At 38.9% G+C, this 12575-nt stretch carries 14 protein-coding genes and 1 other RNA gene; 10 read left to right on the top strand and 5 right to left on the bottom strand.

The genetic code is table 11. The features are described from left to right. The first annotated feature begins 5 nt into the window (after positions 1–5). Genes mutS through CRJ00_RS15700 form a run of 3 tightly spaced genes read left to right on the top strand, consistent with a single transcriptional unit; the run spans position 6 to position 3864 of the window. Positions 6–2582, top strand: a complete 2577-nt coding sequence (mutS, locus tag CRJ00_RS15710) for a DNA mismatch repair protein MutS (protein ID WP_180268512.1) — start codon at positions 6–8, stop codon at positions 2580–2582. A gap of 45 nt (positions 2583–2627) precedes the next feature. Continuing rightward, entirely contained in the window at positions 2628–3368 is a 741-nt protein-coding gene (locus CRJ00_RS15705) for a tRNA1(Val) (adenine(37)-N6)-methyltransferase (protein ID WP_099367698.1), read from the top strand. Position 3369: 1 nt separating this feature from the next. Continuing rightward, the gene (locus CRJ00_RS15700; protein WP_099367697.1) at positions 3370–3864 is read left to right on the top strand and encodes a metallophosphoesterase family protein; all 495 of its coding nucleotides are present in this window, start codon (positions 3370–3372) and stop codon (positions 3862–3864) included. Positions 3865–3905: 41 nt separating this feature from the next. Here CRJ00_RS15700 and CRJ00_RS15695 read toward each other — a convergent pair whose 3' ends face one another. After that, positions 3906–4241: a MerR family transcriptional regulator gene (locus tag CRJ00_RS15695; RefSeq protein WP_099367696.1), complete on the bottom strand. Its 336-nt coding sequence runs from the start codon at positions 4239–4241 to the stop codon at positions 3906–3908. A 122-nt stretch (positions 4242–4363) separates the two neighbouring features. Here CRJ00_RS15695 and CRJ00_RS15690 point away from each other — a divergent pair, with 122 nt between their 5' ends. Then, the gene (locus CRJ00_RS15690; protein WP_218962236.1) at positions 4364–4714 is read left to right on the top strand and encodes a hypothetical protein; all 351 of its coding nucleotides are present in this window, start codon (positions 4364–4366) and stop codon (positions 4712–4714) included. A 106-nt stretch (positions 4715–4820) separates the two neighbouring features. Here the strand turns inward: CRJ00_RS15690 and accD are convergent, their stop codons facing one another. Next, complete coding sequence (gene accD / locus CRJ00_RS15685) at positions 4821–5663, bottom strand: acetyl-CoA carboxylase, carboxyltransferase subunit beta (RefSeq protein ID WP_099367695.1); 843 nt, start codon at positions 5661–5663, stop codon at positions 4821–4823. 96 nt (positions 5664–5759) lie between these two features. After that, the gene (locus CRJ00_RS15680) at positions 5760–6938 is read right to left on the bottom strand and encodes an 8-oxoguanine DNA glycosylase OGG fold protein (RefSeq protein WP_099367694.1); all 1179 of its coding nucleotides are present in this window, start codon (positions 6936–6938) and stop codon (positions 5760–5762) included. Positions 6939–7041: 103 nt separating this feature from the next. On the opposite strand from CRJ00_RS15680, the gene CRJ00_RS15675 reads away from it, so the two are divergent. Both CRJ00_RS15675 and CRJ00_RS15670 read left to right on the top strand, forming a co-directional pair. Beyond that, positions 7042–7941 (top strand): helix-turn-helix transcriptional regulator, encoded by a 900-nt coding sequence (locus CRJ00_RS15675; RefSeq protein ID WP_099367693.1) that lies wholly within the window; start codon positions 7042–7044, stop codon positions 7939–7941. Beyond that, positions 7925–8221 (top strand): hypothetical protein, encoded by a 297-nt coding sequence (locus tag CRJ00_RS15670; RefSeq protein ID WP_099367692.1) that lies wholly within the window; start codon positions 7925–7927, stop codon positions 8219–8221. Before CRJ00_RS15675 ends, CRJ00_RS15670 begins: the two co-directional genes overlap by 17 nt. A 543-nt stretch (positions 8222–8764) precedes the next feature. Here the strand turns inward: CRJ00_RS15670 and CRJ00_RS15665 are convergent. Continuing rightward, complete coding sequence (locus CRJ00_RS15665; RefSeq protein ID WP_373560883.1) at positions 8765–9025, bottom strand: hypothetical protein; 261 nt, start codon at positions 9023–9025, stop codon at positions 8765–8767. 66 nt (positions 9026–9091) lie between these two features. Here CRJ00_RS15665 and dprA point away from each other — a divergent pair, with 66 nt between their 5' ends. The 4 genes from dprA (at position 9092) to ffs (ending at position 12225) form a co-directional block, all read left to right on the top strand. After that, entirely contained in the window at positions 9092–10192 is a 1101-nt protein-coding gene (dprA, locus tag CRJ00_RS15660) for a DNA-processing protein DprA (protein WP_099367690.1), read from the top strand. 88 nt (positions 10193–10280) lie between these two features. Beyond that, positions 10281–11816, top strand: a complete 1536-nt coding sequence (locus CRJ00_RS15655; RefSeq protein WP_099367689.1) for an MFS transporter — start codon at positions 10281–10283, stop codon at positions 11814–11816. A gap of 2 nt (positions 11817–11818) precedes the next feature. Then, positions 11819–12046 (top strand): DUF6814 family protein, encoded by a 228-nt coding sequence (locus CRJ00_RS15650; RefSeq protein WP_099367688.1) that lies wholly within the window; start codon positions 11819–11821, stop codon positions 12044–12046. Positions 12047–12127: 81 nt separating this feature from the next. Next, an RNA gene (gene ffs, locus CRJ00_RS15645) (signal recognition particle sRNA small type) lies at positions 12128–12225 on the top strand. Between the two features lie 127 nt (positions 12226–12352). Here the strand turns inward: ffs and CRJ00_RS19400 are convergent. Beyond that, a partial coding sequence (locus tag CRJ00_RS19400) for a transposase (RefSeq protein ID WP_218962196.1) occupies positions 12353–12575 on the bottom strand: 223 nt, incomplete at its 5' end.

The following is a 12575-nucleotide window of genomic DNA, read 5'->3' as shown; positions in this document are numbered from 1 at the left end:
CTTTAATGCAGCAATATAATACCATCAAGGCGAAATATCCTGGTGCCCTTTTGTTGTTTAGAGTGGGGGATTTTTACGAGACGTTTGGGGAGGATGCGGTGAAGGCCGCCAAAATTTTAGGGATTGTTCTAACAAAAAGAGGTAATGGCACCGAATCGGAAACGGCATTGGCAGGATTTCCGCACCATTCCTTAGAGACTTATCTACCAAAACTGGTGCGTGCCGGACAACGTGTGGCGATATGCGACCAATTGGAAGATCCCAAACAGACCAAAACCATCGTGAAACGCGGGGTGACCGAATTGGTAACTCCAGGTGTTTCTTACAATGAAAACATCGTTCATCAGAAATCAAACAATTACCTGGCGTCCATTTATACCGAAAAATTGGTCGTTGGAGTTTCCTTTTTGGATATTTCAACCGGCGAATTTTTGGTCGCCCAAGGGAATGTGGGGTATATCGATAAATTGTTGCAGGGTTTCAAGCCAACGGAGATCATTCTTCCTAAGAAACAGTATAAAGAGTTTCTGGAACAGTTTGGTTCCGGATACTATACCTATACCTTGGATGAATGGCCATATTCTGGAGATTATGCCGAGGAACAGTTATTGAAGCATTTTGAGGTGAAATCCATGAAAGGCTTTGGGGTAGATCGGATGAACATCGGCATCATTGCTGCTGGTGTTGCGCTGCATTACCTGAATGAAACCGAACACCGAAATCTACAGCATATCTCCAATATTTCCCGTATCGAGGAAGATCGTTACATGTGGTTGGATCGTTTTACCATCCGTAACCTGGAGTTGATCGGTTCTGCCAATGAAAATGCTAGTACCCTTTCAGATGTCCTGGATGAAACATCATCGCCTATGGGTGCACGATTGTTGAAACGCTGGATCATCATGCCTTTGAAGGATGAAAAGGCTATTCAGGAGCGACTACAGGTCGTGGAATATTTCCATAACCACCGCGATGTACGTGACGAGCTTATCCGTGAGATCAAGCAGGTGGGTGATCTGGAACGTCTGATCAGTAAAATCGGACTTCAGAAGGCCAATCCTCGTGAGATTATCCAATTGAAGCGGGCTTTATATGCAGTGGAAAAACTGAAGGAGATGACCAATGCTTCAGATACCGAATCGCTAAGGATGATAGCCGAACAGTTGAACCCTTGTTTCCTTATTCGGGAAAAGATCGAAAAAACGGTTAAAGCCGAGCCTCCAGTGGCATTGAACAAAGGAAATGTGATCGAAGATGGGGTGGATGCGGACCTGGATAAGCTAAGAAAGGTGGCATTCGGTGGGAAGGATTACCTTTTGGAAATCCAACGTCGGGAATCGGAGGCGACTGGTATCCCTTCGCTTAAAATAGCATTCAATAATGTCTTTGGTTATTATTTGGAAGTCACCAATACCCATAAAGATAAAGTTCCGGATAGTTGGATCCGCAAACAGACCTTGGTCAATGCTGAACGCTACATCACCGAAGAACTTAAAGAATACGAAGAACAGATTTTAGGTGCCGAGGAGAAAATACAGGTCATCGAAAATAGGATCTATGCCGAATTATTGCAGGATATCGCGGCTTACATCAAGCCCATTCAGCTCAATGCGCAATTGATCGCCAAGTTGGATGTGCTGTTGAACTTTGCCGTGATCGCGGAAAAGAACTATTACATAAAACCCGAGATCAATAATTCTCGTGTATTGGATATTAAGGGTGGTAGACATCCTGTGATCGAAAAGAAACTTCCGATAGGGGAGGATTACATCACGAACGATACCTTTTTGGATCCAGAAACGCAACAGATCATTATTATTACCGGTCCGAATATGGCAGGTAAATCTGCCTTGCTCCGACAAACGGGTCTGATTGTATTGATGGCGCAGATCGGAAGTTTTGTTCCGGCGAAGGAAGCAAGTATTGGTATTGTCGACAAGATCTTTACCCGTGTTGGGGCTTCGGATAATCTATCCTCTGGAGAATCAACCTTTATGGTGGAGATGAATGAAACGGCAAGCATCATGAATAACCTGTCTGACCGCAGTTTGATCCTCTTGGATGAGATCGGTCGTGGTACGAGTACCTATGATGGTATTTCTATTGCTTGGGCCATTGCAGAATACCTACACGGGCATCCGAGCTGTCAGGCCAAGACGCTTTTTGCCACCCATTACCATGAATTGAACGAGCTCTGTAATTCCATGCCGCGCATCAAGAATTACAATGTAAGTGTGAAAGAGGTGAATAATAAGGTTATCTTTTTAAGGAAATTGGTTCCTGGAGGATCTGAACATAGCTTTGGTATACATGTCGCGAAATTGGCAGGTATGCCGCCGAAATTGATCGGCCGTGCGAATGATATTCTGAAACGTTTGGAGCAGGAACGCACCGGCGGAGAAAAGATCAAGGATAGCATGCGGAAGATCCAAAAGCAGGCCTATCAATTGCAGATGTTCGCTATTGATGATCCGGTGCTGGAGAAGATCAGGGATATGTTGAACAACCTGGACGTGAATACTTTAACGCCTGTGGAAGCCTTGATGAAATTGGATGAGATCCAACGTTTGCTAAAGAATTAGTATTTCGTGTTTAAATTAGAAACTCGTATTTAATATTGGGATAGGATGGGACAGGTCTTTCAATTCAAACAATTTGCTGTAGATCAGAATAATGTACCGATGCGGATCAACACCGATGGGGTCTTATTGGGCGCAACAGCGGGATTTCATCAGGAAGAGGCTGTGGATGGATCAGCTGTTAATCCGGGCACCATGGATATCTTGGATATCGGAACAGGTACCGGTGTCATTGCCTTGATGCTTGCCCAACGTTTTGAGCAGGCGAACGTATGGGGGGTGGAAATTGATGAACTGGCCGCTGAAACCGCAGACATGAATTATAAACAATCGCCCTTCATGGATAGGATGCAGCTTGTTCATGGCGATATCTTTCATTGGCAAGCGGAACTGCAGTTCGACTTGATTGTGTCCAATCCACCATTCTATTTAAATTCCCTCCATAATCCTGATCAACGGAAAAAAGTTGCAAAACACACGGATGATACCTTTTTCAAAGGGATGATCAAATTTGCTTCGGAAAGATTGAAGGCGGATGGGCAGATTCAGCTTATTGTTCCCATCGAGATGGAACAGTTTTTAATAGATGAGGCTGTTGCGCATGGCTTGGAATGGAACGGACAATGCAATATCCGATCTTTTGAAGATTCGGATAGTTTTCGTTGTATCATCAGTTTTGCCCGTAAGGCCCATCAGCCAAAAACAGAAGAATTTATTATCTATAAGGGCCGAGGGATTTATTCAGATGCCTATAATCATTTATTGGAACCTTTCTTTTTAGCTTTTTAATATGAAAATCGGACTGATTTCGGACACGCATAGTTATTTGGACGATGCGGTCTTTGAATATTTCAAGGACTGTGATGAGGTCTGGCATGCTGGAGATTTTGGTTCCATGGAGGTTGTTGAAAGGTTGCAGTCTTTTAAACCACTAAAAGGGGTTTTTGGGAATATCGATGCAAAGGATATTCGGATGATCTATCCGGAAAATCTGCGTTTTCAATGTGAAGGAGTGGATGTTTGGATGACGCATATTGGAGGTTATCCCGGGAAATATAGTCCACTGGTTCGGGAGGAGATCCGTAAGAATCCCCCAAAGTTATTTATCTGTGGGCATTCGCATATTTTAAAGGTGCAGTTTGATCAGAAACTGGGATTACTACATTTAAATCCCGGAGCTGCCGGAAAACAGGGTTGGCATAAGCAAAGAACGCTAATGCGCTTTGAGATCAATCAGGATCGGATAGAAAATCTGGAAGTGATCGAGTTGAACCCGAGATGGTGATGGAAAATAAATGGTATATCCGTTTATAAACTATATTCCGATTATAAACTATCCCTAACTTCCAGCAAGAAACTTTTCAGTTTTTCCAAGGAATCTACGACCCGTTGATTTTCCTTAGCTTCATTTTTATTGTTTCTAAGAAAGTCGCGAGCTCCTTGAAGGGTGTACCCTTTATCTTTGACAAGATTAAAGATGATCTTTAGGTTAGCGATATCATCTGGAGTGAATAATCGATTTCCTTTTTTGTTTTTCTTTGGTTGCAGGATATCAAATTCACGCTCATAAAAACGGATTTGTGAGGCATTTACATCGAACATTTCGGTAACTTCCCCCATTGTATAGTACAATTTATTGATTTCGCGTTCTTTATATGGCATGAATTAATGCTTTTGGTGATTATAACAAATATACAATCAATTTTGAAATTAAAAAAAAGCTATATTTTTATAGCGAAAAACATAATTATTGTGCAAATTCTATAAAAAGGATATTCTTATCGATGAAAGGGAAAATTATAGTGAGTAAGTTTTGGACGCGTTTTTTTTCTGCCGGAAAAGCGCAGGCCATCACGATATTTCCATTTATCTTTTTGCGGGAACTGGCGAATCGATCAGATAAAGTATTGATCAACCATGAGAGGATTCATCTTTCTCAAGCATTGGAATTATTGATTCTGCCCTTTTATTTCCTCTACCTTTTGGAGTTTCTATTCCGCTTTGTTCAGTACCGAAATTTTCTTCAAGCCTATGTGCATATCTCCTTTGAAAGGGAAGCCTTTGAAAATGAGGAAAACCTGTATTATATTAAGAAGAGACGCCCTTTTAGTTTTCTAAAGTATTTGAAAAAGTAATGTTTTCTTTAGAGGCTTATTTGTACAAATAGGATTAAAGCAAAAAAAGCGATCAATATTGATCGCCTTATGTTGTTAAAGGTATTTAAACCAATAATATTTATACCTACTTCACTAATTTCAAGAAAGTAGCTACTTTATCTTTCAGTTGTCTTCTATCGACGATAAAATCTAAGAAACCATGCTCCAATACAAATTCCGAAGTTTGGAATCCTTTTGGAAGATCTTTTTTGATAGTTTCTTTAATTACACGAGGACCTGCAAAACCGATCAACGCACCTGGTTCTGCGATATTAATATCACCTAACATCGCATAAGATGCCGTAACACCTCCAGTTGTAGGATCTGTTAATAAGCAAACATAAGGTAGTTTTGCTTGCGCAAGAAGAGCCAGTTTAGCCGATGTTTTTGCCATTTGCATCAATGAAAAAGCGGCTTCCATCATACGTGCACCTCCGGATTTGGAGATCAGCATAAAAGGCAGTTTATGTTCGATACAATAATCGATTGATCTTGCGATCTTTTCACCCACAACAGAACCCATGGAACCTCCAATGAAAGAGAAATCCATACAAGCGATTACAATTTCTTGTCCGTCAAGCTTTCCTACAGCAGAGCGCAAAGCATCGTTCAATCCTGTTTTTGCCTGACTTTCTACCAATCGATCCTTATAAGGCTTGCTATCGATAAAATTTAAGGGGTCTCCAGCTTTTAGGTTAGGGAATAGTTCGGTGTATTCGTTATTGTCAAATAATACAGAAAAATAAGCCGTAGAGCCAATTCTAATGTGGTAATCGCAATAATGACAAACGTATTTATTTTCTACCTGCTCAACATTCAAAAGTGGTTTTTTACAGTTCGGACATTTATTCCACATCCCATCTGGTGCCTCCTTTTTATGTTCGGTCGCAGTTTGTATTCCTGCTTTGTTTCTTTTAAACCAACTCATAGATTCGTGTTAATTCGGATTACAAATAAACGAAAAATATCTAATATGTGATTAGAATTCTTTGCGGATTGCTGTTTCTGGTTTCTTGGAAGATTCTTATACTATATATTTTTCGATTACGTATTTTCGCCATGCCCCTTTTTCACGGCCGCCAATAGAAAACAGTTTTTCTTCTGCTTTAATGCCATCTACATTTAGCTGTAAACCTACCTTATCAATTTCGTTGCAGAACTGTTCATATATATGGGCATCATTCTCATCTGTTACCCAACTTGATTTATTTATTTTTATAAATGGATTCTCCGTAATCAAATTAATGGATTTTGCTACCCATTGATCCATAATATATCCATTTAAATTTGGGGCTAAGAAACAAATTAGTTTTGTGAAATACCCGATTCCCAAACCAGGTAGTGAGCCTTCTTTTCTCTTTGATTGAATATATAGAAAAGCGTCCTGGCGGTTTTTAAATTCTCCATTTCTAAGTTTTCCTATAATATCTAGAATTGGTTCAGGATTTGCTAATAACCTTTTTCCATTTCTTCTGTTCATGCCTCCCCAAGATAATACAGCTAATAAGGTATGAAAATCTGAGTTATTTCGATCCTTGCAATAGCTTAACAAATCATCTCTATAAAAATTGATGTTGAATGAATTCGGAAGATTTGCAGATTCTTCCAAAACATATTTACACCAAGACATGGTATTAGGGCCAGTAAATTTTTTACTGTCCCAAGGAAGTTCCAAAAAGTGGGTTAAATGTGTTTTTGTTAATTTATCTTTTTTAATACCTATCCATGAAGAAATAAACTCCTGATCGATAACCTCGTTTTCATCATTAAAAATTTCCAAATATCTTCCATCTTGCGAACCAACAGACCAAATAGCATTAGCTGAACCTTCTTTATCAGAAATTCCACTTTCTTTAATGAATTGATCAAAAGTATATTGATCAGCTGGATAATTGGACTTGTAAAAAAGGATCAAATAGACACATAAAGGATGGACACCTAATTTGTTTCCGTCAAGTTCCAATATATGGTTTCTAACCAATGATTTTCTTTCCAGATTAGAAGCAGATTTTAATTTGGCTTTAATACTTTCCAGTTTATATGCCTTGTAAATTGGTTTTTCCCAGTTTTTTAAAGCTTTTTCATCCCAGTCATGTGCATCAAGACTTTTAAAAAGATTGGTTAGCGTATTGACGGTAGGAATAACTTTCGTGAAAATATCTCTTCCTCTTAATTGTTTTGGTAGGGTTTTAATCTGATTCATGGTCTAATATATATGTTATTGTTCAAATATTTGATCCAAAATTACTTTACGGAACGACAAAATGTGACGTTACAAAATATTATACTTGCAAAAAGAAATTTATATGGGATATCAGCATAAATTTTTGCGACACTTTTATATCATCGAACAATTGTCTATTAAACCGCAAAGTTGGGATAGTATTCATAGAAGGCTTTTAAATAAACTTTCCGATCAACTTGGAGACTATAGCATAAGAACATTTCAGCGAGATATCAAAGCAATCAATAATATCTTTGGGATCGAAATAAAATACAGCCCAAGATTATTAGCCTACCATGTTTCCTCAAAAAATGATTTAAAAATGAAATTGAATGCATGGAGTCAATTAAACATGAATATGGAAAGCTCTGAAGTGCAACGTAATATTATTCAAGATAAAATAGACGGGTTGGGATCCATGTATTTATCAGATATTAACGAGGCAATGGAGGGCAATTTCTTTCTGGAATTTGAATATCACAAATACCATGATTTATCTTCTAAAAAAAGAAGGGTAATACCATTGGTTCTAAAGGAGGTCAATAAGCGGTGGTATTTATTAGCAGAGGACTTAAATAAGGGAGCTTTAAGAATTTTTGCTTTAGATCGAATACTGGATTTAAATATCCATTATAAAACCATTAAAGGAAAGTTTGATAGTAATAACTATCAATCAATTTGGGAAAATACCATGGGAATTGAGATTGGTGGTTTCGGACAATCAGTAGAGAAAATAATAATCAAAGTTGATGAAATAATGGCTCCCTATTTTAAGTCATTACCTTGGCACCAAACACAGAAAATTGTAAAAGAAGAAAACACTGGAATATTATTAGAGATGGAACTTATGGTCACTAATGATTTGATCAATAAAATCATGTCAATTGTTCAACATACTGAAATTATTGAACCGAACCATCTCAAAGAAAAAATCAAACTTAATTTAATTAAAGCCTTAAGAACTTATGAAAAGGAATTATAGAGAAACCGTAATTGATACGTTGGAAGCATTGATCGAACATAGATGTCATCTTTTTGCGAATGTCTTAAATTTAGCTAGCGTTGGAGAGATGGAAGAAATTATGTCGGCTTTTGAGGAAGGAGATGTTTTTGATTTTGAATTATTACATTTTGAATCCTGTAAGGATAAAAATATACAACTGATGATTTCTTTATTGAAAAATATGGAGGATACTTTTTTTCTAATGAAACAGGAGAACAATATTTTGACGGAGGAAATTAGAAATGCGGATGAGATTTAACCATATACTTTAGTAGGTTAAATTTGGAATTAATATTGAAAATGATAATTAGGTAGTTATTTCTGTATTTTTATAGGATTGCTATTAATATTTTAAATTTTTCAATATCAACTCCTGAACCATTGATAATTTTCTAATTTTTATACCTTTAGACTTATCAATTATTCGTTTAATTTAAATCCAAATCTAGGTTTAAATGTGATTGAATAAGGTATTGATTTAGAACTTTATGAAAGAATGGTGTTTCTAATATAAAAGTAAGTGAACAGTATGCTTGATATACATTTTACATACTTTCAGTATACTTTCACCTTGCTTTCAGTGCGATGCCAGCTGGATCAATTCAAATTTCTCCATAAATAGTTTATAAAATATATCTCTAATGGTCTGGCACATAAGTATGATGATTATGTTGAGAATGCCATTAGGCTAGGATTCGCATCTTCTAATGAAGATGATCTAAAGACTGCGATTCAAATAATAAAAAAGGTATTGATCAAAAATTTTTAATTGAAGGATCCAATAAAGATTTTTATAAAAAAACTACTCCGCTTTCAATATTTCCGCCCCAATCAAATTAACCTCCTCATCCATACCAAACATCGGCAAGCCCGTCTCCGGATTTAATTTCAACCAGCTAGTCTCTGTATCCTTAATAATCTGCACATACTCCTTCCCATCCTTAAAAATCGTATAAGTATCCTTTTCATCTGGGAAAACCGAATATTCCACACCATTAATTTCTATATCAAAAGGTTCTTGCATTTCCATAATCGCTGAATTTATCCCTGCAAAGTTAAGCATTTAAGTTTTACAGATGTTGCAGAAAGCACATCGAATCCTTATATTTAATACCAGCTAACCGAAATAATGAATGCAATAGAGCAAATTGCGATTACCAAAATAAAGGGAATCGGACCTAAATCCTGCAAGTTGTTATTGGCCTATTTTGGCTCCCTTCATGCTATGTTTCAAAGTTCCAGATCTCAATTGAACGCTATTCCGGGCATCAGCAAACAGGTGGTAGAAACCATTCTTTCCAAAAAATATATGCAAGAGGCGGAATCCGAATACCGATTCGCTGAAAAACATGGGATCGATGTTTTATGGTTCGAAGATGAACGCTATCCCCGTAGACTTCGCAATTGCGATGATGCACCTTTACTCTTGTTCAGCAAAGGCAAGGTGGATTATAATAAACAGAAAGTGGTCAGCGTGGTCGGGACGAGAAATGCAACGAACTATGGCCGGAAACTGACCGAAGAGCTCCTGGGAGGAATCGGAAGGGCCGAGGTATTGGTATGCAGTGGATTAGCATTTGGGATCGATATTATAGCCCATAAAGCCGCGAATAGCCATAACATTCCGAATGTTGGGGTATTGGGGCATGGATTGGACCGGATCTATCCCTATGAACATCGGGAGGTGGCATTAAAGATTATGGAAAATGGCAGTCTATTATCTGAGTTTACCTCCGGAACGAAACCTGATAAGACCAATTTCCCTATGCGCAACCGCATTATTGCAGGTTTGGCCGATGTAACCGTGGTCGTGGAGGCGGCCGATAAGGGCGGCGCATTGATCACAGCCGATATTGCCAATAGCTATAACCGCGATGTATGTGCCTATCCCGGCAATGTGGATCAGCCGTATTCCAATGGTTGCAACCAGCTTATTCAGATGCACCAGGCACATCTGATCAGAAATTCCAGGGATCTGTTGCAATTGATGCGTTGGGAAATTCCATCTGAACCAAAAAAGGATTCGGGTGTTCAATTAAGCATGCTCCAGGATTTGAATGCCGATGAAGAAAAAGTGTTTGGTTACCTGAAGGATGCAGGACAGGCATTGATCGATGAATTGGCAAATTACTGCGATTGGCCGCAGAGCAAACTCGCCATCGTGCTGCTGGAATTGGAGCTGAAAGGCCTCATACAATCCCTACCAGGAAAAATATACAAACTACTTTAAATTTAAATAATTCAAAATACCTTAAATTTAAATAACACAAATTACCTAAAATCTGAATAACATAAATTACCTAAAACCTAATACATCTATGCAAGAACAAGTAAGTAAGAAAGGGATCTGGAAAGTGATCGGGGCTTCCTCGCTGGGAACCCTGATCGAATGGTACGATTTCTTTATTTTCGGGAGTCTTTCTGTCGTTATCTCCACCAAGTTTTTCCCGGCAGATAATCCAACTGCAGCATTTTTATCCACTTTGGCCACCTTTGCAGCGGGATTTGTGGTCAGACCTTTCGGCGCATTATTCTTTGGCCGTTTGGGCGATCTCATCGGTCGAAAATATACCTTCATGGTCACTCTGATGTTGATGGGAGGAGCTACATTCCTCATTGGATGTATTCCAAGTTATGAACAGATTGGATTTATGGCGCCATTGATCGTATTGATATTGCGTTTGCTGCAGGGATTGGCACTTGGAGGAGAATATGGAGGTGCTGCAACTTATGTTGCAGAACATGCGCCAAAAGGGGAACGGGGCTATTGGACCTCCTGGATTCAGACCACCGCGACCTTTGGCTTGTTCATTTCATTGGTGGTGATCCTATTGACCAAATTCTTCCTCACGGAAAGCCAATTTGATCAATGGGGCTGGCGTGTTCCATTCCTGTTATCTATTCTGATGGTTTATGTTTCTTACCTGATCCGGAAGAATATGGATGAATCGCCGGAATTTAAAAAGGCAAAGGCGGAAGGGAAAACTTCTACCAATCCATTGAAGGAAAGTTTTGGTAATAAATATAATCTGAAGTTCGTATTGTTGGCCTTATTTGGTGCGACAATGGGGCAGGGGGTGGTCTGGTATACCGGACAATTCTATTCCATGAGCTATATGAAAACCGTGATGATGCTGGAATCCAATCAGGCGGATACCATCCTTGGGATCGCCTTATTGTTCGGCACTCCGTTTTTTGTGGTCTTTGGAAGATTGTCGGATAGACTGGGCAGGAAATGGGTAATGTTGCTGGGGATGTTATTGGCGGTGCTTACCTACAGACCGATCTACCAAGCCATGTATAGCATTACCAACCCTGTGCTAAAAGAAGAGGTCGTAGCGTCAAGAACCGAACATTACTCGGAAAGCCAGCAAGGGGAGGATGTGTATGAGGTGCATACCATCAATAAGGTATTTTCTGATGGAACGACCTTAAAGGAAGAACATAAAAGTTTGATCAGTAGGGAAGGGAAAGCTGTTCAGGGAGAGGTAAAAGCTCTGGATAAAACAACGGTACATATCAATGGGGGGAATTATATCAAACTGATCTTGTTGATCTTTATTCAGATTATCTATATCACACTGGTTTATGGGCCTATCGCCGCTTTCTTGGTGGAGATATTTCCAGTTAAGATCCGTTATACGTCTATGTCGTTGCCTTATCATATCGGTAATGGGATTTTCGGGGGATTATTGCCTGCAGTTTCTACCTATTTGGCGACCAATGCCAAGACCATTGGGGATCCTACCTTTTATTTGGAAGGGCTCTGGTACCCGATCATTATTTCGGCGGTGAGTTTCATCATCGGCGCGCTTTATATCAATAAAAATATGGTTGCAAAAGATTTGAGTTAATTATGGAAGGATTAAAAAAAATATTAGGATGGTTGTGGATCGGGCTGGCATTGCTGACCGCCTATTTCTGTATCGCAAAATTTGGATTGCCAAAAATCATGTCCGGTCATCAGGAAGATGTGGTGTTTGGGATTATTATTCTGTTTATCCTTACGCCTATTATTAGTATTGGGCTGGGAGTTTTTGGATATTTCGCGCTAAAAGGGGAATATCATGAAGAGAAGATGTAATTTTTTGACTGAGATTCAGGTGGATAGCAGGATAATGCTATTTTCTTTTCGGAAACATTAAAAATTTGTTAATTTTGCCGTGGGTAAGTCCTTTACGACCAGCTCCCATTGACTCCCCCAGGTTGGGAACAAAGCAAGGGTATTTGGTTGAGCGGTGCGATAAAGGGGGCTTACCCATTTTTTATGGATAATTTTTAGTTTTAAAAATATTAGTAATATATATTTCCGAACAAAGAAGGTGTCTAAAAAGGCACCTTCTTCTGTTTTATAGCTTTCTGGAGCTCCATTATAATTTCATGAGCAATATTAGGCTGCAAGTCGATGTTTTGTACTTTTCAGCATGTTGATGGCTTGATTTATCGCAAATAGGGAGTTTTTGCCACCTGGTTTACCGATAAAAGCTTTGTCTTTCCACTTTTTTGCCCATTTTCTGAGGTTATGGGCAATGGCCATCAAACCGAATTCCACAGCGACTTTATCCAGTCCTTTCATTGTGAACCGGGTAAACCTGTTGTTGCTTTTCATCTGA

The sequence above is a fragment of the Sphingobacterium sp. 1.A.4 genome (assembly GCF_002734245.1).
Taxonomy (GTDB): domain Bacteria; phylum Bacteroidota; class Bacteroidia; order Sphingobacteriales; family Sphingobacteriaceae; genus Sphingobacterium; species Sphingobacterium tenebrionis.
Note: the sequence above shows the minus strand (reverse complement) of the source record. Positions and strands in the feature narration are given on the sequence as shown.

Excerpts from the sequence above, each read along its gene's own strand:
- mutS (WP_180268512.1), top strand. The coding sequence starts at position 6 with ATGCAGCAATATAATACCATCAAGGCGAAATATCCTGGTGCCCTTTTG.
- CRJ00_RS15705 (WP_099367698.1), top strand. The coding sequence starts at position 2,628 with ATGGGACAGGTCTTTCAATTCAAACAATTTGCTGTAGATCAGAATAAT.
- CRJ00_RS15700 (WP_099367697.1), top strand. The coding sequence starts at position 3,370 with ATGAAAATCGGACTGATTTCGGACACGCATAGTTATTTGGACGATGCG.
- CRJ00_RS15695 (WP_099367696.1), bottom strand. The coding sequence starts at position 4,241 with ATGCCATATAAAGAACGCGAAATCAATAAATTGTACTATACAATGGGG.
- CRJ00_RS15690 (WP_218962236.1), top strand. The coding sequence starts at position 4,364 with ATGAAAGGGAAAATTATAGTGAGTAAGTTTTGGACGCGTTTTTTTTCT.
- accD (WP_099367695.1), bottom strand. The coding sequence starts at position 5,663 with ATGAGTTGGTTTAAAAGAAACAAAGCAGGAATACAAACTGCGACCGAA.
- CRJ00_RS15680 (WP_099367694.1), bottom strand. The coding sequence starts at position 6,938 with ATGAATCAGATTAAAACCCTACCAAAACAATTAAGAGGAAGAGATATT.
- CRJ00_RS15675 (WP_099367693.1), top strand. The coding sequence starts at position 7,042 with ATGGGATATCAGCATAAATTTTTGCGACACTTTTATATCATCGAACAA.
- CRJ00_RS15670 (WP_099367692.1), top strand. The coding sequence starts at position 7,925 with ATGAAAAGGAATTATAGAGAAACCGTAATTGATACGTTGGAAGCATTG.
- CRJ00_RS15665 (WP_373560883.1), bottom strand. The coding sequence starts at position 9,025 with ATGCTTAACTTTGCAGGGATAAATTCAGCGATTATGGAAATGCAAGAA.
- dprA (WP_099367690.1), top strand. The coding sequence starts at position 9,092 with ATGAATGCAATAGAGCAAATTGCGATTACCAAAATAAAGGGAATCGGA.
- CRJ00_RS15655 (WP_099367689.1), top strand. The coding sequence starts at position 10,281 with ATGCAAGAACAAGTAAGTAAGAAAGGGATCTGGAAAGTGATCGGGGCT.
- CRJ00_RS15650 (WP_099367688.1), top strand. The coding sequence starts at position 11,819 with ATGGAAGGATTAAAAAAAATATTAGGATGGTTGTGGATCGGGCTGGCA.